23 protein-coding genes, 4 pseudogenes and 1 riboswitch are annotated in these 21,928 nt (G+C 64.7%); of the genes and pseudogenes, 14 read left to right on the forward strand and 13 right to left on the reverse strand.

The window, feature by feature from the left end; translation table 11 throughout:
* The first annotated feature begins 25 nt into the window (after positions 1–25).
* Positions 26–208, forward strand: coding sequence for a hypothetical protein (locus AB0L63_RS27060; RefSeq protein ID WP_364506020.1), 183 nt, complete (start codon positions 26–28; stop codon positions 206–208).
* Between the two features lie 44 nt (positions 209–252).
* Here the strand turns inward: AB0L63_RS27060 and AB0L63_RS27065 are convergent, their stop codons facing one another.
* Positions 253–909, reverse strand: a complete 657-nt coding sequence (locus tag AB0L63_RS27065; protein ID WP_364506023.1) for a TetR/AcrR family transcriptional regulator C-terminal domain-containing protein — start codon at positions 907–909, stop codon at positions 253–255.
* A gap of 99 nt (positions 910–1,008) precedes the next feature.
* Between AB0L63_RS27065 and AB0L63_RS27070 the strand changes: the two genes are divergently transcribed.
* Positions 1,009–1,392 carry a nitroreductase family deazaflavin-dependent oxidoreductase gene (locus AB0L63_RS27070; protein WP_364506026.1) on the forward strand — a complete coding sequence of 128 codons (384 nt, stop codon included), beginning with the start codon at positions 1,009–1,011 and terminating at the stop codon, positions 1,390–1,392.
* Between the two features lie 59 nt (positions 1,393–1,451).
* Here AB0L63_RS27070 and AB0L63_RS27075 read toward each other — a convergent pair whose 3' ends face one another.
* Entirely contained in the window at positions 1,452–2,396 is a 945-nt protein-coding gene (locus tag AB0L63_RS27075; protein ID WP_364506029.1) for an NADP-dependent oxidoreductase, read from the reverse strand.
* 351 nt (positions 2,397–2,747) lie between these two features.
* Between AB0L63_RS27075 and AB0L63_RS27080 the strand changes: the two genes are divergently transcribed.
* A complete protein-coding gene (locus AB0L63_RS27080; RefSeq protein WP_364506032.1) occupies positions 2,748–3,029 on the forward strand; it encodes a hypothetical protein in 282 nt (93 codons plus the stop codon).
* 36 nt (positions 3,030–3,065) lie between these two features.
* Here the strand turns inward: AB0L63_RS27080 and AB0L63_RS27085 are convergent, their stop codons facing one another.
* Both AB0L63_RS27085 and AB0L63_RS27090 read right to left on the reverse strand, forming a co-directional pair.
* On the reverse strand, positions 3,066–3,425 hold the full coding sequence (locus AB0L63_RS27085; protein ID WP_364506035.1) for a hypothetical protein: 360 nt from the start codon (positions 3,423–3,425) through the stop codon (positions 3,066–3,068).
* A gap of 182 nt (positions 3,426–3,607) precedes the next feature.
* Complete coding sequence (locus AB0L63_RS27090; protein WP_364506038.1) at positions 3,608–3,820, reverse strand: hypothetical protein; 213 nt, start codon at positions 3,818–3,820, stop codon at positions 3,608–3,610.
* Positions 3,821–3,900: 80 nt separating this feature from the next.
* Between AB0L63_RS27090 and AB0L63_RS27095 the strand changes: the two genes are divergently transcribed.
* Positions 3,901–4,614, forward strand: coding sequence for a GIY-YIG nuclease family protein (locus tag AB0L63_RS27095; protein WP_364506041.1), 714 nt, complete (start codon positions 3,901–3,903; stop codon positions 4,612–4,614).
* Between the two features lie 460 nt (positions 4,615–5,074).
* Here the strand turns inward: AB0L63_RS27095 and AB0L63_RS27100 are convergent, their stop codons facing one another.
* Positions 5,075–6,298: an FAD-dependent monooxygenase gene (locus AB0L63_RS27100; RefSeq protein WP_364506044.1), complete on the reverse strand. Its 1,224-nt coding sequence runs from the start codon at positions 6,296–6,298 to the stop codon at positions 5,075–5,077.
* 430 nt (positions 6,299–6,728) lie between these two features.
* Complete coding sequence (locus AB0L63_RS27105; protein ID WP_364506046.1) at positions 6,729–6,914, reverse strand: hypothetical protein; 186 nt, start codon at positions 6,912–6,914, stop codon at positions 6,729–6,731.
* A gap of 76 nt (positions 6,915–6,990) precedes the next feature.
* On the opposite strand from AB0L63_RS27105, the pseudogene AB0L63_RS27110 reads away from it, so the two are divergent.
* Positions 6,991–7,083 (forward strand): annotated as a pseudogene (locus tag AB0L63_RS27110) (FAD-dependent monooxygenase); the annotation flags it as partial.
* Positions 7,084–7,243: 160 nt separating this feature from the next.
* Here AB0L63_RS27110 and AB0L63_RS27115 read toward each other — a convergent pair.
* The gene (locus AB0L63_RS27115; RefSeq protein ID WP_364506050.1) at positions 7,244–7,900 is read right to left on the reverse strand and encodes a PadR family transcriptional regulator; all 657 of its coding nucleotides are present in this window, start codon (positions 7,898–7,900) and stop codon (positions 7,244–7,246) included.
* Between the two features lie 883 nt (positions 7,901–8,783).
* Here AB0L63_RS27115 and AB0L63_RS27120 point away from each other — a divergent pair.
* Together AB0L63_RS27120 and AB0L63_RS27125 are read left to right on the forward strand one after the other, a co-directional pair.
* Positions 8,784–9,161, forward strand: a complete 378-nt coding sequence (locus AB0L63_RS27120; RefSeq protein ID WP_364506054.1) for a GFA family protein — start codon at positions 8,784–8,786, stop codon at positions 9,159–9,161.
* A gap of 94 nt (positions 9,162–9,255) precedes the next feature.
* A complete protein-coding gene (locus AB0L63_RS27125; RefSeq protein WP_364506057.1) occupies positions 9,256–9,453 on the forward strand; it encodes a hypothetical protein in 198 nt (65 codons plus the stop codon).
* A gap of 60 nt (positions 9,454–9,513) precedes the next feature.
* On the opposite strand, the pseudogene AB0L63_RS27130 reads toward AB0L63_RS27125, so the two are convergent.
* From AB0L63_RS27130 to AB0L63_RS27140, 3 genes and pseudogenes are all read right to left on the reverse strand, one after another.
* Positions 9,514–9,626, reverse strand: a pseudogene (locus AB0L63_RS27130) (DoxX family protein); the annotation flags it as partial.
* 697 nt (positions 9,627–10,323) lie between these two features.
* Complete coding sequence (locus AB0L63_RS27135) at positions 10,324–10,548, reverse strand: hypothetical protein (protein WP_364506060.1); 225 nt, start codon at positions 10,546–10,548, stop codon at positions 10,324–10,326.
* A 425-nt stretch (positions 10,549–10,973) separates the two neighbouring features.
* Complete coding sequence (locus AB0L63_RS27140) at positions 10,974–11,465, reverse strand: SPW repeat protein (protein ID WP_364506063.1); 492 nt, start codon at positions 11,463–11,465, stop codon at positions 10,974–10,976.
* 86 nt (positions 11,466–11,551) lie between these two features.
* On the opposite strand from AB0L63_RS27140, the gene AB0L63_RS27145 reads away from it, so the two are divergent.
* A complete protein-coding gene (locus AB0L63_RS27145; RefSeq protein WP_364506065.1) occupies positions 11,552–12,019 on the forward strand; it encodes a MarR family transcriptional regulator in 468 nt (155 codons plus the stop codon).
* A gap of 219 nt (positions 12,020–12,238) precedes the next feature.
* Here AB0L63_RS27145 and AB0L63_RS27150 read toward each other — a convergent pair whose 3' ends face one another.
* Together AB0L63_RS27150 and AB0L63_RS27155 are read right to left on the reverse strand one after the other, a co-directional pair.
* Positions 12,239–13,261: an NADP-dependent oxidoreductase gene (locus AB0L63_RS27150; protein WP_364506068.1), complete on the reverse strand. Its 1,023-nt coding sequence runs from the start codon at positions 13,259–13,261 to the stop codon at positions 12,239–12,241.
* Positions 13,262–13,474: 213 nt separating this feature from the next.
* A complete protein-coding gene (locus AB0L63_RS27155; protein ID WP_364506070.1) occupies positions 13,475–14,452 on the reverse strand; it encodes a maleylpyruvate isomerase family mycothiol-dependent enzyme in 978 nt (325 codons plus the stop codon).
* 831 nt (positions 14,453–15,283) lie between these two features.
* On the opposite strand from AB0L63_RS27155, the pseudogene AB0L63_RS27160 reads away from it, so the two are divergent.
* From AB0L63_RS27160 to AB0L63_RS27185, 6 genes and pseudogenes are all read left to right on the forward strand, one after another.
* Positions 15,284–16,464, forward strand: a pseudogene (locus tag AB0L63_RS27160) (acyl-CoA dehydrogenase family protein).
* Positions 16,465–16,529: 65 nt separating this feature from the next.
* Positions 16,530–16,664 carry a hypothetical protein gene (locus AB0L63_RS27165; protein WP_364506073.1) on the forward strand — a complete coding sequence of 45 codons (135 nt, stop codon included), beginning with the start codon at positions 16,530–16,532 and terminating at the stop codon, positions 16,662–16,664.
* Positions 16,665–16,698: 34 nt separating this feature from the next.
* Positions 16,699–16,816: riboswitch (cobalamin riboswitch) on the forward strand.
* Positions 16,817–16,857: 41 nt separating this feature from the next.
* Positions 16,858–17,310, forward strand: a pseudogene (locus AB0L63_RS27170) (ABC transporter substrate-binding protein); the annotation flags it as partial.
* An 83-nt stretch (positions 17,311–17,393) separates the two neighbouring features.
* Entirely contained in the window at positions 17,394–18,395 is a 1,002-nt protein-coding gene (locus AB0L63_RS27175) for an iron chelate uptake ABC transporter family permease subunit (protein WP_364506232.1), read from the forward strand.
* Positions 18,392–19,174, forward strand: coding sequence for an ABC transporter ATP-binding protein (locus AB0L63_RS27180; protein WP_364506076.1), 783 nt, complete (start codon positions 18,392–18,394; stop codon positions 19,172–19,174). Before AB0L63_RS27175 ends, AB0L63_RS27180 begins: the two co-directional genes overlap by 4 nt.
* Before the next feature lie 116 nt (positions 19,175–19,290).
* Positions 19,291–20,343 (forward strand): ABC transporter substrate-binding protein, encoded by a 1,053-nt coding sequence (locus AB0L63_RS27185; protein WP_364506078.1) that lies wholly within the window; start codon positions 19,291–19,293, stop codon positions 20,341–20,343.
* A gap of 43 nt (positions 20,344–20,386) precedes the next feature.
* Here the strand turns inward: AB0L63_RS27185 and AB0L63_RS27190 are convergent, their stop codons facing one another.
* Positions 20,387–21,634: a cytochrome P450 gene (locus AB0L63_RS27190; RefSeq protein ID WP_364506081.1), complete on the reverse strand. Its 1,248-nt coding sequence runs from the start codon at positions 21,632–21,634 to the stop codon at positions 20,387–20,389.
* Between the last annotated feature and the right edge of the window lie 294 nt (positions 21,635–21,928).

Below are 21,928 nucleotides of genomic sequence, written 5' to 3' on the forward strand. Positions count from 1 at the left end.
GCCGACCATCGCCGGGTTCACGGCCGTGTTCCTGATCGGGCCGGGCGTGGTGCCCAACGGCAAGCATCGGGAACTGAATTGGATGTGGTGGCAACAGGTTCCGGGAGATGTGTGCATCGTGGTGACGGCCGCGCTGATCATCGCGGGCGTGGTGCAGCTGCTGTGGCTGCAGGGCCCGGACGCCGAGTCAGGTCGGTCGACTACCTGAATTCCGTAGCCGACCTCGCGATTTCCGTTGCTCGTTACGCGAATTCAGGCGGCCGCGGCGGCCTTTCGCCGCGCCTCGAGGCCGTCCAGTATCAGGTCGAGGCCGAAGTCGAATTCGCCGGTGTGGTCGTAATCCGGCCGTAGGGCATGGTCGACAATCATCGCCCTGAGGTGCGGCAGCTCGTCCGCGGGCAGGTCCGCGAGGATGCCGCCCGCCACGTTCTGGACCTCGGCCGGCGTCGTCATCGGCAGATTCGCTTCTTGCAGAACGTATCCGCCGATGTAGCTGTCCAGCAGCGAGACCGCGTGCGCGGCCAATTCCAGGGTGAAGCCCGCGTTCAGGAGGACGCCGAGGACGGCGTCGTGGTGCCGCAGCGTGGCCGATCCCGGCGTGGGCCGCGAATCAAGCAGCCCGAGCGCCCACCGATGCCGGGACAGCACGGTCCGCGCGGATTCGGCGCGCGCCCGGATCGCGGTCCGCCAATCCCCCTCGCCCACAGGCAGTTCGATGGCCGTGAACACCGCGTCCACCACACCGTCGAGCATCGCGTCCTTGTTCGGGACGTGGTGGTATAGCGACATCGCCTCCACCCCGAGCTCCTGCGCCACCCGCCGCATGGTGATGGCTTCCGCGCCACCACGGTCCGCGACGCGGATGGCAGCGTCGAGCACCCGCTCCCTGCTGAGCACTGGTCGTGTCACTGTGGCTCCTCGCTGAATCCATTGACAGGCTTACAAGCGTAAGTCACGCTTACAGACATAAGCCAGCCTTACATCCGTAAGTCAACCGAGGAGATTCTCATGCCGATGCCGAAATGGTGGGGCCACGTCAACAAGCGAGTCTTCAACCCCCGCGCCCTCGCAGTCGGCAAATGGCCGGTCCTCACCCATACCGGCCGCAACTCCGGAACCACCTACCGCACCCCGCTCGACGCCTACCCCATCGACGGCGGCTACCTGTTCATCCTCGTCTACGGCTCCCGCTCGGACTGGGTCCGCAACATCCTGGCCGCCGGCCACGCCCGCCTCCGAATCGACGGCCACGACCTGGAACTCGACACGCCGCGCCTGGTCAGCGAGGCCGAAGCCCTCCAAGCCCTACCCGAAAAGGCCCACCCGCCACGGCTACTGCGCATCACCGAGTTCCTCCAGATGGATCTGGCCCCCGAGCCCCTTACCAGATAAAGGCTCCGGGCTAGAGTCGCTATGCCGACCTGCTGCCCGGCGATCGCGCCGCCGAGTCCTTACGGGCGAACGCGGATGATTGTCTTCCCCTTGGCCCGCTCTGTCATGTTGAAGGCGGCGACGGCACCGTCGAGGGTTGCGATGTTGCCGATATGCGTCCGTAGCCGTCCGTCACGCACCCCCCGGACGATCTCAGTCAGTTGGGCGCGATCGGGCACGACAACGAAGTCGACCGCCAGGCCGTCGGCGGGCCGCACCTCGGGCGGCCCGGCGACGGTCACCAGCGTTCCTCCGGCTCGAACCAGACCCGCGGACCGCCTCCCGATGTCTCCGCCGAAGACATCGAACACCAGATCGACATCGCCGACGTCTTCCAGCGAGTCGCTCTCGAGGTTGACGAACTCCTGCGCTCCGAAGTCGAGCGCCGTCTGACGGCCGGCAGCGCGTCCGGTGCCGATGACGTAGGCGCCGGCCTCGCGCGCGAGCTGCGTCGCCATCGAACCGACCGCGCCGGCCGCACCGTGCACGAGGACGCTCTGCCCCGCCTGGAGGCGGCCATGCTCGAACAGTCCCTGCCACGCGGTCAGGCCCGGCATCACGACGCCCGCGCCCGCCGTGAAGTCAACGTCACCCGGGAGCGGCGCGAGGTTGCGTGCCTCGACGACTGAGTACTCCGCCAGCGTGCCATCGCGCGTCCAGTCCGTGAGGCCGAACACCCGCTGTCCCACCGACAGCCCCGTCGTGCCATAGCCGAGAGCGCTGACCACTCCGGCCAGCTCGTGCCCGGGGATCGACGGTGTCCGGTCACGGCCGAGGCGGTCGGTCCAGGTCGAGGGCCACTCCAGCTCATCCCAGGTGAATCCCGAAGCATGAACTTCAACGACTACATCGCCGTAGCTCGCGCCCGAGAGACCGGCGAGCCTCTCCGCCTGCGGCTCGGGCCGCTCCACCAGCGTCATCCCAGCTGTTCCGGCGACCTGGTCCGTCACCACGATCGCTTTCATTTGGACACCTCTCTGTATCAGCCCTCGCCTACCCGGCACTTGTGTCTGCGTTACGTTCCGCGACGACTCGACTAGCGGGCCATATCTTGTTGCTCGGGGAGCGCCAGGCTCCGTTGTGCCGATCTGCCGCCTGGCGATCGCGTCCCGGAATCCTTACGGACGAACGCGGATGATCGTCTCTTTCCCTTGACCCGCTCGGTCGGATTGGAGGCGGCGACGGCGGCGTCAAGGGTCGCGACCTTTCCGATTCCTGTCCGCAGTCGTCCGTCCCACACCCGCCGGACGATCTCGCCCAGCTGCCCGGCCACGATGGCACACCGGCGAAGACATGGCGAGCGGACACGCTGACCGATGAGCGGGAGTTACGTGCGCGGATCCGTCCGCTGCACCGACCGACGCGCACCCCGGCCGCAGAGCCGGTCGCCGTACTACCCCGGCTACCGCAGTGCATCGCCCACGCCGATCCTGTGGGCGCTCGGGGCGCTCCTGGGCGGCGTGATCCTGCTGCTGGCCGTGCTGACCCTCACCCACATGGGATCCACCGAAGGCCGGCTGACACCGCCGTCGACCGTCGCGCCCGCGCACACGACTGCCCCGCCGCCGTCGTGCTTCCCGTTCCAGACGTCCTGCTGACCGTAGAAGAAACGACCGAGCACCGGCAGATGACGGCTATATTCCCGAAGTCGGGTAGGGCGCGTTGAAGCCGTCACGCTGGCCGACGTCGGTGACCGGAGTGGCCCAGCCGCGGGTCGGGTCGAGTCGTTGCAGCCGAGAGGTATTGAACAGCCGTTGGGCGAGGGCGCTCTTCCAGCCGTGGTGCTTGTAGGCGAAGAACCAGTGTCCGGCCAGCCACAGGATCAGGCCGATCGCGGCCATGACGGCTCCGCGCGCGAGACCGCCGACCATGTAGCCGACCCCGGCGGCGATGAGCAGCACCCCTGACCATCGGGCGATGATGTCGCCAAAAAGCCAGATCCCGATCATCACGGCCATCGCGATGCCGACGCTGCTGAGAATGGTGGTGATCAACGCGGTCCCCCTTCGAACGGCCTTCTCGGTGCGGCGTTCACCCGAAATTCTCCGGATCGTGCAGTCCGGGCTGTGCCCGGACTGCACGATCCCGTGGGTCGTTGTCCACCAACATTATTCGCACCGGACCGTCCGCAGTGCCGAGGCGGCTCCGGTACCGCTAGTTCACCTCCCGAGGAACGCTAGCGGCGAGCTCGCGTGCGTACGCGGGTCGCTGCGGCGTTGTGGCGGCGTTCGTGGGCCAGGCTCGGGGTCCGCTCGACGGCGGCTAGGATCTCGTCCAGCTCGGCCTCGCGCACGGCGATCGTGAGAAACAACTCCGGCGGCGGTATCGCCGACTCATCGAGCAGCGCCGCGGCTGCTACGTCCCCGTTTCGCAGCGGATCCCGATACATGTCAGTGGCTACTGCAAAGATGGGAAGGTGTCGTGTTCTCGGCTGGGCGAGAACACATTTCAGACAACAGGGGATCACTCATGGGGTATGTCTACGGCTTCCGTCACGGCACTGAGGACTTGTTCAAGATCGGTCAGACGACCGCGACGCCAGAGAAGCGTAAATCGACGTTGCAGACCAACTGTATTCATCCGTTGGTGCTGTTCGACGCCATCGAGACCGATGAGTACAAGGCGCTCGAGAAGTACGTCAAGGACACCTGGGCCGATCGGCGCGGTGAGGAGGGCGGATCGGAGATCTACCGCCTTACCGTGGGTGAGGCTGCCCAGTTGTTCGCGCGGTGCCGGGTCTGGCTCGCCGAGGAACTGCCCAAACTGCGGAAGATCGAACAACTCGAAGCCATCGAACCCGAACCCACCTTGCTGCCACGCGACCAAGCCGCCGAGCAGCTTCGAAATCAGTGGATCAAGCTGTACGACGAGGAGCAGCGGCTGAAGCGGGAGCACGAACAGGCTGCGGCGGAGCGGGCGCGGGTGGAGACCGAACTCAAACTCGCCATCGGCACCCATGCCGGTATCGACGGAGTCGCAACCTGGGAAACGGCCATCAAGAGCCGCCGCATCAATCCCGACATGGTCCAGGCCAGAGAGCCGGCGCTGTTCGAGCAGTGCCTCGTGCCCACACTCAGTGCCGAGAAGCTGAAGGCCCTGCTGAAGACATTGGGCCGCGCCGGCGACTACGAATCGTTCCAGGACATCAAGCGAACCCGGCAACTCGAGATCACCGAGCAGTAGGCGGAGCAAGGGGACTGTGGATTTGCGAGATGGTCCCCCAGCCCGATGCCACGGCGACCGACCGCGGTGTGAGCAGCCAGCCGTGGCAGCGGCAACGAGTGCGCGACCAGTCTCGTCTACGTCGACGCTGACGCCGAAATGCTGACCGGCGAGGACCCGGCAAAAGCGCCCCCAGGTCGAGGATCTCGCCGCAATGGTTGCCCGAACCATCGGGACCTACCGCTCGTAGAAGCGCAGAAGCCAAGTCCGACTAGAGGTTATCGGTCGAACTCGCCGATCAGCATGAACAGCAGTACGCGGGAAACGCAACCTGACCGCGTCAATAGGACCGGTTGACCAACTCCCCAGGGCACGCGATCCCTCAGACGGGTTGCCTACCCACGATGACCAGGCGTTTGTCAGTTGCCCATGTTGGCGTGTCCTACCGAAGCGTGGTCCCTCTCGACACGTTATGTGACGCCTAGGACTTGGCCGACGAGGTGGTCGGCGGTACGGCCGGGGCCCCGGAGTCGGCCACCTCTTCGTAGTCGGGCAGCTCGATGCCGTTGAGCGCGCGCTCGACCAGCTCGTGCAGCCACTCGACAGCGGGCTCGGTGCTCGACTCGGTGTCCGGCCCGGGGACGTCGCGGCTGCGCGCATGCATGCGGCCGATCTCCTGGTTGGCCTCGACGAACGAGCGCATCCGTCCCTCGTAGCCGGCGAATCCGGCCTCCGGGTCCCACCCGGCGGCGGCCAGCTCTCCGGCCAGCAGGTAGGCGCCGACCAAGGCCAGCCCGGTGCCCTGCCCAGACATCGGTGACGAGCTGAACGCCGCGTCCCCGAGTAGCCCCACCCGTCCGCTCGACCAGCGGTCCATCACCACCTGGGCGACTTGGTCAAGGTAGAAGTCCGGGGTGTCATCCAGGTGCGCGAGGATGCGCGGGGTCAACCAGCCCATGCCGGCCATCCGCTCGCGCAGCAGGCGCTTCTGGGCCGCGACGTCGCGGTAGTCGACGTCGAGGTCGGCCGAGGGGAAGGAGAACATGGCCATCGCCCGGGTGGCGTCCTGGATGGGCCGCAGCCCGGCGGAGCGCCCGGACTCCTGGTAGTCGATCAGCCAGCGGTCCAGCCCGAACTCGTTGGGCACACTGTAGAAGGCCAGCACGTGCCCGAGATGGCGGACGAACCGCTCATGCGGCCCGAAGACCATTGTGCGCAGCGCCGAGTGCAGCCCGTCCGCTCCGATCACCAGATCGAAGCGCCGCCGGTCGCCGCCCGCGAAGACCACGTCGACACCGTCGGCGTCCTGGGTGAGCTCGGCGATCCGGTCGCCGAAAATGTATTCGACACCGTCGCGGGTGTCGTCGTGGAGCACCCGGGACAGGTCCCCACGCAGGATCTCGATCTCCGAGATGAACCCGTCGCCGCCGTCGTCGTCCACGCGGAAGGTCTCCAGCACGTTGCCGTCCGCGTCCACGGTGTGCGCGCCGATGGTCTGGGTGCAGGCCGCGCGCACCGCCAGGTCCAGCCCCATCCGCCGGATGACCTCCTTGGTCACTCCGCGCGCGTCCACCGCCTGCCCACCGGGACGCAGCTCAGGCGCCCGCTCCACCACGGTCACCTCGGCCCCCCGCCGGCGCAACCAGTGGGCCAGCGCGGGCCCCGCGATACTCGCCCCCGCCACCAACACCCTGGCACCGCTCACTGCGCCCTCTGCTTACCTGTCCGGATCGTTTGCTCCTGCGCGAGGTCGTCGACGCTCATCATTGCCTCCGTGCGTTTCTTCCCGCGCTGGAACGGTCCCAGCACAGGCCCACCGCTGTCGGTGTATCCAGCGGTATCGACGACGGATCCACACAAAATTCATCGGTGCAGCCGAGATCGTTCGGCGCTTGATCGGGAGCGTTGCGGCGAGGAGTGTCGTTCAGTGGAGCTCCTCGACCAGCCCGATGATGATGCCTTCGGGGCCGCGGACGTAGCAGTTCCCTAGACAATTTCATCGGATGCTTGCCCGTCAAACCGATAAGGTCTCCGGACTCACCGAGGGGAATCACAGCGAGTTTCAGAGCCGACCCTGTGACGGTGGCACATTGGGAGATTGGTCGGCTGGGGCGAGCACGGCGGCACCGAAGCGCTCACACGCCAGCAGTGCCGGCTCGACGTCGCTGCGGGAGCTGATAGACGACCGATTCGATTTCTTTGGGGTAGATGCTCTCCCCGCCGCGGGTGTTGGCGTGGTCGAGCATGACGCCTTTCGGGCATCCGGTGGTGCCGCTCGCCGCATCCCGGCTCTGCACGAACCGCCAGACCGATTCCCGCATGGCCTATGCGTAAAATCTTCTGTGGAACAGACCCTCGCACCTCCTTCCCAATTAACATACAAGCAACGTTACACTTTTGGGTGATGCCATTCACACCATGGCTCCCGGGCACGGCTCTGGTGCCAATGCGGGCCTTCGCGACGCAGAACTGCTCTGTCGCAACCTGATTGCCGTCGAACGGGATGGCATCGAATTGATGTGTGCGATTCGCGAGTACGAAAGCCGCATGATTGTCGACGGATTCGACGGCGTTGAAAAATCACTTGAAAGTCGACGCAAATGGGTGACGCATCAGCCGCTGATGCGGAAGTCCGCCTCACCCCCCATGACTAGTTCTCCGATGCCCGCGCGGCGCTTCTTTCAGCCAAGTCGAGCAGCTCCTGGGGTATGGCTCCAGCCTCATTCGACTTGCTCCACATCTCCAGATCCGGGTAGTTCCCAGCCGCGAGTTCCTCGATCAGCCGACCCATCCAAGCAGATTCCGCCTCGGCCATTGCAATCCGGTATTCGACTTCCGCAAGGAGCACCTTCGGAATTTCACTGAGATATCTCGCCAACTCCTCTTTTTGCACGCCGACGAACTTATTGACCGATTCCAATCGCTGACGCAAAAGCTCGACAACTTCGTTCGGATGAAGAGCGGTCATCATCCCAATTCCCGCCGCGAACCGAGAGTGTTCGACATGATGTACGGACAGCAGTTCTCTGGTCCATTCCACCATCCTTTGCTTGCCAGCATCGGTAATACAGTACACAGTGCGCGCTGGGCGCCGGCCTTCATGGATCGTCTCGACGGGCTCGATATGCCCATTCTTTGCAAGGTTCTGCACCACGACATAGAGAGAGCCCCATTTGATCTCCATATCGTGTTCTTTGCCTTGCGATCGCATTCTCAGCGCCATCTCGTAAGGATGCATCGGGCGCTGCATTAAGACCGACAACACAGCTAGTGCCATCAGGTTATCTTTTTTACGTTTAGCGCCCATGCGAATCGTCTACCCCTGTCCTTATCCGATTTGCCCCATTCTACCGCACTGCTATGGCGCGTCACGTCGGCGGAGTCGACGTCTATTGCCAGACATTGGCCGATTGGTCCCGTCGTAGCTGAAACCATTTCGGTCGAGCATCTGCCCAGATTCTCGACAGCTTCGCTGGATCCATAGTCGTTCGGAATTCTGACGTATCCAGCGCCGACCTGACCTGGTCGATGCACCATCCGCTGAAGTTCCGCTCCAGATCCGCTTCGGAAACTCCTCGCGGGCAACTCTATTTAATTGGCTAGTAAAGGCGAGAACGAGGATAATCGAAGCCGGGTTGGTAACTGCAGTGATCTTCCGCCCATATGCTTCGCGCTGCTTATCGTTTAGTCCGTGGAAGCATCCAACGTCCAGAACTAGATCAAAACCCGAAGCGGGGATGACACAACAGGCATCGAGGAATTCTCGCGAAGCTCTCGAGGAGCGATCCTCGAGTACCTGCAGGCACGGGCACGGCGGGTGATCTGCCTGGCCGCACCTCTAGTCAGCGGTGAATTCGATCTGGACGCGGTATGTTGTAGAACCCTGGACGGGACCGGCTGCCGGAGCGGTCCAGCGCTATCGGGCGTTCCTCACGGAGCTGCCCGGCTGTCCCAGCACGAAGTCTCCGCTTTCCAGCAGCGTCGGCCCTCTGTCGCCGTCCTGCCGAGTCGGAAAATTTGGGTGTCAGAAAGGTTGCGGCGCTGACCGATCCGACAAATTTGTCGGTCCCATGGTCGATCCTATTGGACGACTGCGGGATGTAGCGTGACTGAATGGCCAGGTCACGGCTCGCTGCACACATGTCGAATTCCTATGGTGTCAAAGATATTTGAGCGAAAGGGGAAATCCGATGTACGAGGGTGGTTGTCTGTGCGGGGCGATTCGCTTCCGGGCCGACGCGGAGGCTGACTGGCCCCACCTGTGCTCGTGCCCGCATTGCCAGCGCCTGGGAGGCACCCCGGTCATGGCTTGGGTCGGCTTCCCCGCCGAAAAGTTCACATGGACCGGTGAGCGCGGCGAACCCACGTGGTACCACACCTTCCCGACAACCAAGCGTGGATTCTGCCCCGAGTGCGGCTCCACGGTGGCCGCGATCGACGACGGCAGCAACGACATCGGCATCACGATGATGGCCCTCGACGATCACAGCGCGCTGGTACCGGTGCACCAGTCCTTCAAGCCCAACGCCGTGTCATGGCTGCCGGTGATCGAGACCTTGTCTTCCTGACCCGCTCGCGGCGCCGGAAAACATGCGGAGCGGCGATCGGCTGTGCAATTCGGCGCAGACGAGGCCAGCGAACACACCTACTTCCACGCTGATGGTGACCCGGACGAAGATGATCTTCACCAAGGGAGACGCCAATGGACACTCGCATTTCCACGAGATCACCCGAAGTTCCATCGTCGACCACTACGGCACACCAGCGATCAAATCCACCAAGGAAAAACACGACCCCAACCTCCCACCAAACAGGTGGATCACCGCTCCAGTCGCCGAAGCAGTCGTGATCGCCGAATAGTTGTCTGAAGGCCATGATCGGCTCTTCCCGCCCCTGCACCGCAAGAGCGCCGACGTCTCACGCGGCGAGCCAGGCGCATGCGAGTCCCGGACGCATACCGATACTCTCGAACCAGCGCCCGGTTCCGGGAATTGCCCGTCCCGGAACAACTTTCCGTAGCCGTGTGCGGCCATGGTCAGGCCGAGGCATACCCGAAGAATCGCCAATCGGGCGTCGATGCGGTCCACGTCGGTCCTTCCTCATTACGCGGGCAGATGAACGTGTTCGTATCCTCCTCCGGACACAGTTCGAAACGAAAGCTGTTGCATAGCAACGGCTTTCGTTATAGCCCGATCGTTCTGACTATCCGGCCCTCCGGCCTGCTGCCCCTGCGGGGTTTTCCTCCACCACAACGGGAAGTCGACTCGATTCTCTCGGCCGAGCGGCGGCCTTCGTCGTATGGCCTGGATCGGGGTCAGGACAGATATTCGGGTGCCTTTGCCACGCCGGCGGCAACCTGATCGAGTACGAAATCGTAGAACGACGCCGCTCCGCCCCGCCGTGCCATGACTTCGGTGATCGCCTGTCGCTCCGGCGAGGATCTTCAAGGAGATCCGCGCGGCTTTCCCGGACCTCACCCCGATCGACCGGCTGACCACCGCCGCGTTGTCGCCGCGATCGACCCCAACCATCCAGCCTCGAGGGGATTGACACCCGGCGCGGTTGGGGTCTGCTGGTGTTCATGCAGTCAGACCTCCGTCGACGGCGATGACTTTTCACGGCTGATCAGGCTGCCGATAACGCAGCCGAGGAATCCGACCCCGGGCGAGTCGAGCAGGCAGCGTCGCGGGGTCAGGCCGGAGAGCAAGGCACCGCTGACACTCGGTCCGGTTAGGTCCGGCTCGGTCGGTGGTCGGCGGGATGGTAGTCACCGAGTGCTCGGGCAATGCCCGGTTTGGGCGTCCGGTGGTCGAGCCAGTGCAGCGTTGACTCGGTGGCGCGTTCGATCAGGTCAGCGGTTTGCGCGAAGTCGATCGGCAACAGCTCGACCGGACACAACGCCGGGAGGATATGCAGCCGAGCACGGTGCAGGTTGTGCGCGATCGAGGCTTTCATCCGCTGCTCGTTCAACAGTTGTACCCGTGCATCGCCATCGCGATCGCGGTCGAGGGCGGCGACGGCAAGTAGCAGGAAAAACCGGGAGCGACTTCGTCGGCGTCTCAGCGCAGTGGCGTTTTCGTGGCTGAGCGTTGTGTCAGCAGCATGCCAATCTGGAATCGGACACACACGTGCACGCCACGTGGCGCCGCGCGAGCAGACGTCATAACGTCCCACCGACAGCCACAGCCTCGCCAACTTTGCACAGTGCCGGCGGGAGTGGGCCAGGCTGCGGAGTGGGTCGCATTGAGCGCGCCGACGACGAGATCAGGCAGAATCCGATACTCGGTCAGCGCGCGCAACACCGCGTCCTGCGCGGCATCCAGGTTGCCTTTACCCCACGCTCACCTGCGGGAGTCTCAGGCGCACACGGGCGGCACTAGCTAGCTTTGCCTTTGCCCCGCGCCAGTCGGCGCCCGGCCTGGCAGTCGGCTGGTTGGGCTCATCCCGAGGAACATCGAGCCCAGACCGAGCAGTACCGCGACCGCGCCAGCGACTACGTTGCTCCAGATCGTCGATGCGGTGGCGACATTGCCGCTAACGACCCAGGGAGCGATGATCGTCCACACACCGATCAGCGGAGCAGCCCAAACGATGCCGTGGGTGCGGCCGTACACCGATGCGAATCCGAGAGCCAGCATCGCCAGGGCGATCCCGACGATGAGGTTGTTCGCTGTCAAGGTCGCGAACCCGTTGAATCCGACAACCCAGGGCGAGATCGCGATATAGAGCCCAGTCAGGAACATCAGGCCGGCGACCGCTTGGGCGGCCGGCGCTTCCGAGGCGAGCTCATATTTTTCATGCTTGGCCCGCAACTCCATGATGTCGGGATGCCGGCTCATGCTCATGGCCTCACTGGTCATGTCCTTCACCACCTTCGGACACAGTGCGTAAATAGAGACTGTCGAGCGGAGACGGCCTACAGCCCCGACCGCCCGGCCATGCGTGATAATATCACGACATGATATATCAGTCCATGTCGGTGGCTGATCACCTCAGTGACGAGGAGTATTCGAGGCTGCTGGCGTTCCGCTCCGGGCTCCGCCGCTTTATGCAATGGAGTGAACGGCGGGCAGCCGATGTGGGACTCACTGCCACTCAGCATCAACTGCTGCTCGCGATTCGAGGCCATTCCCATCCAGCTGGCCCCAGCATCGGAGAGATCGCCGAGTATCTGTGCACCCGACACCACAGTGTGGTGCAACTGATCGATCGCACCGAGCAACTCGGCCTCGTCGCTCGCAATCGGGAGGAGGGCAAAGACCGCCGAGTCGTCCGCCTCGCGCTGACTGCGGCGGGTCGGGAAGTCCTCGCACAGCTCAGCGCGACCCATCTGGAGGAACTACGACGACTGGCCCCGCTCGTCGACGCGCTGGTCGCCCCTACCGCGATACCACCCTCGGATGACGCCTTTCCGGTTCGGTCGTAGCCTCTGCGGGCTGTCGGCACCGGCCCGGGTGTCGTGCGGTATCCGGCCGCAAGCCTCCCCGCGCGATCGCGGCGTCGAGTACTCGCCCGACCGAATCACCAATGCGGGACCGGAGCCGCAAACCCTGCCCCGAGAAGACAGCCCGCGAACGCTGGCACACCGTCCGGACAGTCAGACCGTGACATCCGGTTGACCTTTCATACGGCCGGTCGGTGGGTTTCAGGACTCCACGACGTCGACCAACTGCTTTCCGAGATTGCCGCCCTCGAAGACAGCGCGCAGTGCACTCGGTGCGGATTCCAAGCCGCTGCTTACGGTTTCGGCGATGGTGAGTTCGCCCCGGTCGTGCCAGTCGCGCAATGCCGCGAACGCCTCCGGAAAACGGCCGAGGTAGTCGAGAAAGATGAACCCTTCCATGCGTGCCCGGCGCATGGCCAGCTGCATGTAGTTCCGCGGCCCGCACTGTGGATCCGCACCTTGATACCCGGAAGAGATGGCACCGGCCAGAACAACACGAGCACCGGGCGCCAGGTGCGCCAGACCATGCTCTAGAACCCGGCCACCGACACCATCGAAGAAGACGTCGACACCGTCCGGGGCCAAGCGGGTCAAACAGGCGTCTATGTCATCGTGTTTGTAATCGATCGCGGCATGCAGGCCCGCACGATCAGTGATCCAGGAGCATTTGTCCGGACCGCCTGCGATGCCGATAACCGTGCAGCCCAAGGTTTTCGCTATCTGGCCCGCAATCGATCCGGTCACACCGGCCGCAGCTGACACCAGCACCGTCTGGCCGGGCTCAGGCCGACCGATATCCGTCATGCCGAAGTACGCGGTCAAGCCGGGCGCCCCGAACACGCTCAGCATCATCGTGGGGGGTACACGGTCGGGCACCACGTTCAGCCCGAACAATCCACCTTCGGACGCCACGGCATAATCCTGCCAGCCGACCATACCGGCGACCCAGCTGCCCACCGGATAGCTCGGAGTGTTCGAGCGCACCACCTGACCCACCCCGCTCCCCCGCATTACCGTGCCGACCGGGACCGCATCGATGTAGTTGTCCGCATTGTTGAGCCAACCACGCTGCGTGGGATCAATACCCAGCCGATGCACCCTGACCAAGGCTTCTTCCGGCCCCGGAACCGGAACCGGAAGACTCCTGAGCTCGAAATCCCCATCCCGCAATGCCCCCTCGGGCCGCCGTCGCAAAATCCACTGCCGGTTCACCGTATCCGTCACCGGGCGATGCTAAATCACACACATCGCAGTCTTCGAATCGTTTTTCACCGTGGCCGATACGCACGGAATTCGGCATAGCGGACGCCCGGTGCCTGGCATCGATATCAACCGAGTGGCATTGGGCGTCCGACGAATTCGACCCGACCGAACTCATCGCTGGCCTGGTCGAAGGCTGCGGCGAACGCGTCGTGGTACCACTGGACAGTGCCCGGTTCAGGCCACCACAGCCAGCAGCGTTGTCGCCGATTCGGTGAGTTCCCGGTCGCCGCGCAGCTCGGAACGCTGCCGGGCCTGGTCGACGGTGATTCCGCGGGTCGCCAACCGCCACAGCGTGTCCTGATCCATTCGAACGGACGCCGCCGGTTCGTCGGCGTCCGCGTCGGTGAGATCCCAGCCTGAGCCATCGGATACGACCGTCCAGCGCCCGCCGGCCGGGCCGGTGATGTCGACCTGCACCGCGGTCCCGCGCGGGCGTATCCGATCGCGCAGGGTGACCGGCAGTGCGTGCAAGAACGTGACCAAGACCGGCCGGAGCAACGACACCTCGTCGGCACCAGCATGCGACACCGCGTCCCGGATCTGCTGCTGGTGGACCCAGAACTCGGTGTAGTCGCGGGCGATGTCGAGCCAGGCAGGGCTGGCGCCGGGGCCGGCCCACGACACGTGCAGGTGAGCGGGACCGGTGAGATCGGTTGCCGCCCAGACGAGGTCGAGCTGCGGCCCCAGGTGGGCGAGCAGATCGATGAGCAGGTGCGGGCTGGTTTGACGCATCGCGCGGACGAACTCGCCGTTGACGCGTGCCAGGTAGGCGGGCAGGGTTTCGCCGTCGTCGAATACAGCGCCGTTGTGCCGGTCGCGGCTGCCGGAGATCCGCCGCAGGTAGTCGTTGAGGATATGGGCGGTCACGTCCTGCACGGCCCAACCCGGACACACCGTGGGCTTCGCCCAATCGGCGGAATCCAGCGACCACAGCAGCTCGAGCAGTGCCTGCCGCTCGAGCGGGAACAGTAGCCGAGTATCAAGTGGGATCATGGTCGTCAAGTAGACCGACGAAGGCGGTGCCGACACCAGCGATTTTCCGGTCACCCATCGGCAGATGATGACGGTCATCGACGGCGTGCACCGCTTGCGTGCGCGCAAGGCCGTAGTGCGAAGACCATCGACGCGGTGTACTTCGAGGGCAATCAGCATAAATCGTTTGTCGTCGCAGTGTGTATGAACAGCGCCCACGGTCTACCGCTGTCACTCGCCGGTCGCAATGCGGCCGCTCGACGGGGATGTCTTACTATCCCGAGTGGTCGAACCACTGACTTGCCGAGGTTACCGGCCTGTCCGACAAGACAATCGGGTCTATTCGCCAACGGTCGGGCGCGGAGTTCCCACAGGCGACGGATGGCCGGATCGGCCGCGACGGCTTGACCTACCCAGTCGATCCGTCGGATCGGCGACTTCGTGCCGAGCAGTTCCTGCGCGACAACCGCGCCGCGTCAGCGCGGGAAGCCACTCTCGCCGCGGGCATTTCATTGACCACCGCGAAGCAGATCCGGCGAAGACACCAGTCCGCATCAGGTGCCTCCGATACGAGGGGCGATGGCGCCGAGCCCGATCTCGTGCGAACGATCCGAATACTTCAGGGAGATCCGACGATTCGATTCACCGATCAGGGGCGGAAGCGACTGGGCATACTCGAGCTCTCACCGTCGTCCTCCGACGATCGAACTCGAAGGCAGCGGCGGTCAATCCAATGACCGAATCATGACGAAGTGACACGCGAGATGTTTTCCGATCAACGGAAGCGACTATAGGCAGCCGCATCCCCCGTCAGCATCATTCTCTTTCACAGCCCACACGAAGGGCGTTTCCCACGTTCTACGGAGAGGAAGAGAGCATGCCGGCGAAAAGAGATCACCGCCGACAGCTATTGGGACACGATTGGTCGGGATCCGACCCCTTGGCCGCTATGGGCTAGTTCCGTAGTCGAGCTCGAAACACGTCCATTCTTATCGAACATTGGAGCAAGCGATGACGGAATCGGTTCTCGAGAGAATCATGCGGCATCAAGATGACCTACGTAAGGGTGGACCGGAGGCGGATCGGCTGGGACGCCTGACCGACTCGTCCGTCGAAATAATGAAGGCTGCGGGGTCGATCAAGATGCTGCAGCCGAAGACACACGGCGGCTTCGAAGTCGGAGTACGCGAGTTCGCCGAGACCGTGATGGCTACCGCGGCGCTCAACCCACCGGCGGGCTGGGTGCACGGCGTGGTCGGAGTGCATCCGTGGCAGCTTGCGATGGCGGATCCACGTGTGCAGCAGGAGGTTTGGGGTGAGGACGACAACACCTGGGTAGCGTCGCCGTACATGCCGAACGGTAGGGCGGTCCCGGTCGAGGGTGGCTACCGGATGAGCGGTCGCTGGGGATTCTCATCGGGCACCGATCACTGCCGATGGGCCTTCCTGGGCGCGATGAAATGCGATGCGGATGGCAATATCGTTGGCCTGCCAACCATGTGCACGTCATCATCCCCCGCAGCGAGTACTCGATCGTCGAGGATTCCTGGGATGTTGTCGGCCTGAAGGGCACCAGCTCAAAGGATCTCGTCATCGACGACACCTTCGTTCCGGACTACCGAGTCATGGAGTACGACCGGTTGCTCGACGGCACTCAGGTTCGAGAGGCGGGGTTGTCCCAGACCCTGTACCGGATGCCGTGGTCGTGCATGTCTCCGCTGGGCATCACCGCCGCCACGATAGGAATCTGCGAAAGACTGCTCGCCGAGGCGATGAACTATCAGCGGGAGCGCATCAATGCGCAAGGAACCGCTGTCAGAGACGACCCCTACACCATGTACGCCATGGGGGACGCGGCCGCCCAAATCAACTCGGCGCGTGAAGGATTGGTCACCAACGCGGAGCGAATCCGGGACCTGGTCGATGCCGGCAAGGAAGTATCGTTCGAGCGGCGAGCGGAGGGGCGGCGCAACCAAGTTCGTGCTGCGTGGCAGGCAGTCCGCGGGATCGATGACATCTACCCGCGGTGCGGTGGTGCGGCTTTGCGCATGAACCGCCCCCTGCAACGGTACTGGCGTGACGCGCACGCTGGCCTTCACCAAGCCATTCATAGCCCGGGCACGGTCTACCACGCCGCGTCGCTGAGCGGACTCGGTGTCGAACCGCAGGGACCACTGCGGGCAATGATCTGAGCCCGGCAATCGAGTGCACGAGTCAATAGGCGCGGCGCCCCGGTACCGGCGAGAAGTCGGAAAAGATGCCTGAAAATTCCAGCACGGTCGCGGGCACCTGCCCGTTCACCGCACCACGGGAGGGCGACCGCATGGTGCGTGCGATCACCACGGCCACTGGCGATCGGGCAATGACTCCGACGATCTCAGAGGGCATCTGACAGTCCATCTGGAAACTCCCCTCCTGCCACCCGGTAGCATCTGCGCAGCGATCGTCGAGGGAACACCGGTGTAAATCCGGGGCTGACGCGCAACGGTAACGGCTCGATTCGGGTCGGAGCCCGACTACTCGGCGATCGTGGTACCAGTTTTCATGGCTCCGCGGCTGAGCCCTGATCAAGGAGTTCATGCCCGATGCGTTCGGTATTCCGGCACCTCGGTGCCCTGTTCGCGCTCACCCGCATGGTGAGCCTCACCGGGTGCGCCGACCGTGGCGAAACCACAGGCGCCGCCACTGAGTCCGGGGCCGGATTTCCCCTGAGGATCCAGAATTGTGGGCGGGCGGTCACCGTCGATGCTCCTCCGCAGCGGGCGATGTCGCTCAACCAGGGCTCGACGGAGATTCTGCTGTCGCTGGGCTTGGCCGATCGGATGGTCGGCACCGCGACCCGGACCGACCCGGTGCGCGCGGACCTCGCCGAAGCCAATGCGAAGGTGCCGCGACTGGCCGACAACAAGCCGCCGCTCGAGGTCGTACTCGACGCCGAGCCCGATTTCGTCTCTGCCTCTTTCGGCGACACGTTGGGTACCGGTGGTGTGGCCGACCGCGATCGGTTCGACCAGCTCGGGGTACCGAACTATCTGTCATCGGTGGAGAAGGTGACGGCGGCACCCGCGCAGTGGGGACCGGTCCGCTGACCGGGACCATCGCCCGGCGCAGCGGACCGGCGGTGGCCGCCACGTCGGTGGCCGGGCTCGCGGTGCTGGTGGCCTCGATCGCGATCGCACTGACCATCGGCCCGGCCAACCTGTCGGTGGGCGAGGTCTACGCGATCGTGGGCGAACATCTCGGATTCGGTGAGGCGCACGTCAGCCGGATCAAAGACGGCATCGTGTGGGAGTTGCGGCTGCCCCGCACCCTGCTCGCGGCGATCTGTGGCGCCGGGCTGGCGCTGTGTGGTGCGATCATGCAGTCGGTGCTGCGCAATCCGCTCGCCGACCCGTTCGTGCTCGGTATCTCCTCCGGCGCGTCGACCGGCGCGGTGCTGGTGGCAGTCCTCGGTATCGGCGGCGGAGCGATATCGCTGGCCGCGGGCGCTTTCGTCGGGGCGATCGCCGCGTTTGCGCTGGTGCTGGTCCTCGCGGCCGCTGTCGGTGGCGGCGCCGCCCGCATCGTCCTGGCCGGTGTCGCGGCGACGCAGCTGTTCTCCGCGCTCACCTCGTTCATCGTGGTGTCCAGCGCCGACGCCGAACAGACCCGGGGCGTGCTGTTCTGGTTGCTCGGTTCGCTCTCGGGCGCGGACTGGTCCGACGTTGTCGTGTGTGGGTCGATCACCGGTGCGGGCCTCGCGATCTGCCTGAGCCGCGCCGCGGCGCTGGACGCATTCACTTTCGGCGCGTCCTCCGCGGCGGCGCTGGGCATCCCGGTACGGGCGGCGCGGGCGCTGTTGCTCGCGGTCACCGCGTTGATCACCGCCGCGCTGGTGAGCGCGGCTGGTGCGATCGGATTCGTCGGGTTGGTGCTGCCACATGCGGCACGTCTCGTCGTTGGGCCGCGACACAGCCGGTTGCTCACGGTGACGGTGCTGGCAGGCGCGATCTTCACGGTCTGGGTCGACGTCGCCGCGCGAACCGTGTTCGCGCCCACCGAAATTCCTGTCGGGGTCGCGACCGCGCTGATCGGTGTTCCGGCGTTCATCACGCTGCTTCTCCGGAATCGAGCGATGGCATGACCCTGCGCGCGGAGGACCTGAGCTGGACCCGGGGCGGGAACCTGGTACTGGACGACGTCACCGTCGAGCCCGACACGGGCGAGACCATCGGCGTGCTCGGCCCCAACGGGTCGGGCAAATCCTCGCTGCTGCGTTTGCTCAGCGGTATCGGCCGGCCCGACAGCGGTCGGGTGCTGCTCGACGGCGCCGACATCAGCGGGTGGCGCCGCAACCGGATCGCGCGCCGGATAGCGGTCGTCGATCAGCACGCGGACACCGAAGTCGACATCACCGTCGAGGACGTGGTGTCACTGGGACGTATTCCCCATCGCGGGGTGTTCGGCGGGGACGCCGAGGCCGACGCCGAGGCTGTGCGGAAAGCGTTGGCGCACACCGCGATGACCGACAAGGCACAGAATCGCTGGCACACGCTCTCCGGTGGTGAGCGCCAGCGCACGCAGATCGCGCGGGCGCTGGCCCAGCAGCCGCGTGAGCTACTGCTGGACGAACCGACGAACCACCTCGATATCCGACACCAGCTCGATCTCCTCGCCCTGGTGACCGCGTTGCCGGTGACCTGCTACATCGCGCTGCACGACCTCAACCTGGCCGCGATGTTCTGCGACCGGCTGCTGATCCTGGACCGGGGGCGCATCGTCGCTTTCGGCCCGCCCGCCGAGGTGATCACCGCCGAGATGGTTGAGCGGGTGTATCAGGTGCGAGCCCAGATCGGTACCGACCCCGATCACGGATATCCCGTCGTGTCGTTCCGTCCCGGTCTGCCCGATACCCGTGAGTGAGCCACCGCCGCGCTCACACCGTCGCCGAGGCCGACTCCGAACCCGGCCCTGGCCAGATGTCCACCCACCGTCCGGTTCGGTCTCGAGCGACTCCGAGGTTGATTGCGTTGCGCATCATGAAGACAACGACTCGATCGTTGCGAACAGTGGCCGCGTTCGGCCTGATCAGCACCCTCCTCACCGCAGCCATCGCCTGCGGCTCGCCCGCCGATACCTCCGGCGTCCACGGTTCGGCCCATGACACCCCCGGACGCACGAGTTACCCGCTCACCCTCGACAACTGCGGCGTCAGGGTCACCTTCGACAAAGCCCCCACACGGGCCGTCTCGCTTTACCAGGCATCCACCGAGATCCTGCTGTCGCTGGGCCTGGCCGACCGGATGGTCGGCACCTCGACCTGGTTCGACCCGGTCCTGCCCGTTCTGGCAGCCGACAACGCGAAGGTCCCCCGCCTCGCCGACAACGACCCGGCACTGGAAACGGTGCTCGACACCGAACCCGACCTCGTCACCTCGACCAGCGCGCACACCTTCACTCCCGCCGTCGTCGCCGAACGGTCCCGATTCGCCCAACTCGGCATCCCGACCTACCAGTCGCCGTCGGTGTGCACCGGAGCGACCGTCGACGGCGAGACCGTCACTCGCACAGCATCACTGCGTATCGACACGCTGTTCCAGGAGATCACCGAACTCGCGCGGGTCTTCGACGTCCAGGACCGCGGCGCCCAACTGGTCGACCAGCTGAAGGGCCGACTACAGGCGGTCACGGCGCGCACCGACAGCCCTGGCGAGCCGACGGTGGCGTTCTGGTTCTCCGGCATCAAGACGCCCTACATGGCTGGATGTTGCTCTGCGCCAGGCCTGTATGCCCGCGAGTTCGGGGCACGCAACGTCTTCGCCGACGCCCGTGAGGACTGGCCCGAGATCAGCTGGGAAGCAGTCGTCGCCAGCGACCCCGACGTCCTCGTCCTCGCCGACCTCAGCCGCAAGCGCGTCGACGGCGACGCCATCGAGACCAAGAAGCAGTTCCTCGAATCGAACCCGGCCACCGCCCGCATGCGCGCCGTCCAGGGCAAACGCTACGTCGTCATGACCGGTTCGGAACTCGATCCGGGCATCCGCGAAATCGACGCCATCGAGAAACTGGCGACAGGCCTCACGACACGCTAGCGCGGAAACAACACCACATGTGGGGCAAGCTCACCGCGCTCTCTCAGGACACGTGCAGCGGAGCGGAAGGGGGGAACTCGACCGGCAGAGACGTCAGTGACCGATGGAAGGGACCGGGCCGCCAGGTCGGGGGTTCGGTCAGACGGATATCGGGCAGTGCGTCGAGGAGCTGATCGATGGCGTCTTGTGCGATCAGGTACGCCATGGATTGCGCGGGGCAGGTGCGTGGGCCGAGGCCGAACGCCAGATGCGAGCGATTGCCGGTGCGATTATCGCTTCGGACCGCGGGATCGTTGTTGCAGGCGGCGATGCTGATGACGATCGGCTGATGTGCCGGCAGCCAGACGCCCTCGATGAGGACCGGCTGACGGGGGTAGGTGAGCAGATAGTTCGCCAGCGGAGGGTCGTTGAACAAGACGTCGTCCAGGGCCTCGCGGGTGGACAGGCTCCCGCCGAGGACGCTTCCGCCCAATCGGTCGTCGGTGAGGATGCGCAGCAAAGTGTTGACGATCAAGTTCTGTTCGAACTCGATCCCCGCGCCGTATTGGCTTGCCAACTGGTGGACCATCTCGAGATCGTCGAGTTCGGCTGGATGCCGTAGCAGTGCCGAGGTGATGTCTTTGCCGGGTTTGGTCCGTTTGAGGGTCACCAACTCCAACATTGCTTCACTGATCAGCTTGTTGCCGTTGTCGGCATCGACCCCCTCGACGATCGAAGCCATACCGGCGGCCATCCGCTGCCCGATCTTCGGTGGGCAACCGAACAGGACATTGAGAACTCCGAATACCAGCGGGAACGTGTACTGGCTGATCAGATCGGCTCTGCCGTCCCGGCAGAAGGAGTTGATCAGCGAGATGGCAATCTGCTCAACGGTTGCACGCAGAGCATAGAGATCGACCTCACCGACGCTCTCGGTCGTAGCCTGCCGGTAGCGCGCTGCGTCCACACCGGCGGACCTGGTCGCCATCGGCCGCCACTGCATCATCGGGAGGACAGGGCAGTCAGCGGCGATGCCCTGCTGCCAGGTGCGCGGATCAGCGGAGAAGTGCTCGGGATCGTGGAGAATCCGCACCGCGGTCTTGTAATCGATCACCAACGTGGCGGGAACGTCGGGCGCCAGTTCCACCGGCATCAAAGACGGGTACTGCTTGCGCATTTCATGGTAGTAGCCGTGGGGATCAGCATCGAACTCCGGCGCGAACAGCGGCATCCGTGGGCCGTCGGAATCGAAGGGCGAGTCGGGAAAGGCTGGGCAGGACGCGGTGGGGGCTCCGGACCGGGAGGTACTCAAGAATGGGACTCCAGACGGTTATGACGCACTGCGAACTATGCATCACGGCTTCGGTGGTGTTCTTGCTGGACATCAGGCCATGGACGGGGTGCATCGGTGCATCACTTCGTATTCGATCGGTTCTCCTGACCGGGCCGGATCCGCGGCGGCGACCGGTGAAATCCGGATACTCGACGAGCGCCTCGGCCGGATCCGCGCCCTCCGGCGCTACCCGTAGAGACTCGATGTGCATTGTTCCCCAACGTGATTGGACGACAACGATACCCCTATACCCGCCGATCCGCTGATTGCACG

The sequence above is a fragment of the Nocardia sp. NPDC051990 genome (assembly GCF_040680755.1).
Taxonomy (GTDB): domain Bacteria; phylum Actinomycetota; class Actinomycetes; order Mycobacteriales; family Mycobacteriaceae; genus Nocardia.

Bases quoted from the DNA above. Each gene is read 5' to 3' on its own strand.
- AB0L63_RS27095 (WP_364506041.1), top strand. From the start codon at position 3,901: ATGGGGTATGTCTACGGCTTCCGTCACGGCACTGAGGACTTGTTCAAG.
- AB0L63_RS27120 (WP_364506054.1), top strand. From the start codon at position 8,784: ATGTACGAGGGTGGTTGTCTGTGCGGGGCGATTCGCTTCCGGGCCGAC.
- AB0L63_RS27090 (WP_364506038.1), bottom strand. From the start codon at position 3,820: ATGTATCGGGATCCGCTGCGAAACGGGGACGTAGCAGCCGCGGCGCTG.
- AB0L63_RS27185 (WP_364506078.1), top strand. From the start codon at position 19,291: ATGAAGACAACGACTCGATCGTTGCGAACAGTGGCCGCGTTCGGCCTG.
- AB0L63_RS27165 (WP_364506073.1), top strand. From the start codon at position 16,530: ATGCCTGAAAATTCCAGCACGGTCGCGGGCACCTGCCCGTTCACCGCA.
- AB0L63_RS27080 (WP_364506032.1), top strand. From the start codon at position 2,748: ATGAGCGGGAGTTACGTGCGCGGATCCGTCCGCTGCACCGACCGACGC.
- AB0L63_RS27105 (WP_364506046.1), bottom strand. From the start codon at position 6,914: ATGCGGGAATCGGTCTGGCGGTTCGTGCAGAGCCGGGATGCGGCGAGC.
- AB0L63_RS27145 (WP_364506065.1), top strand. From the start codon at position 11,552: ATGATATATCAGTCCATGTCGGTGGCTGATCACCTCAGTGACGAGGAG.
- AB0L63_RS27070 (WP_364506026.1), top strand. From the start codon at position 1,009: ATGCCGATGCCGAAATGGTGGGGCCACGTCAACAAGCGAGTCTTCAAC.
- AB0L63_RS27155 (WP_364506070.1), bottom strand. From the start codon at position 14,452: ATGCTGATTGCCCTCGAAGTACACCGCGTCGATGGTCTTCGCACTACG.
- AB0L63_RS27180 (WP_364506076.1), top strand. From the start codon at position 18,392: ATGACCCTGCGCGCGGAGGACCTGAGCTGGACCCGGGGCGGGAACCTG.
- AB0L63_RS27075 (WP_364506029.1), bottom strand. From the start codon at position 2,396: ATGAAAGCGATCGTGGTGACGGACCAGGTCGCCGGAACAGCTGGGATG.
- AB0L63_RS27135 (WP_364506060.1), bottom strand. From the start codon at position 10,548: ATGAAAGCCTCGATCGCGCACAACCTGCACCGTGCTCGGCTGCATATC.
- AB0L63_RS27115 (WP_364506050.1), bottom strand. From the start codon at position 7,900: ATGGGCGCTAAACGTAAAAAAGATAACCTGATGGCACTAGCTGTGTTG.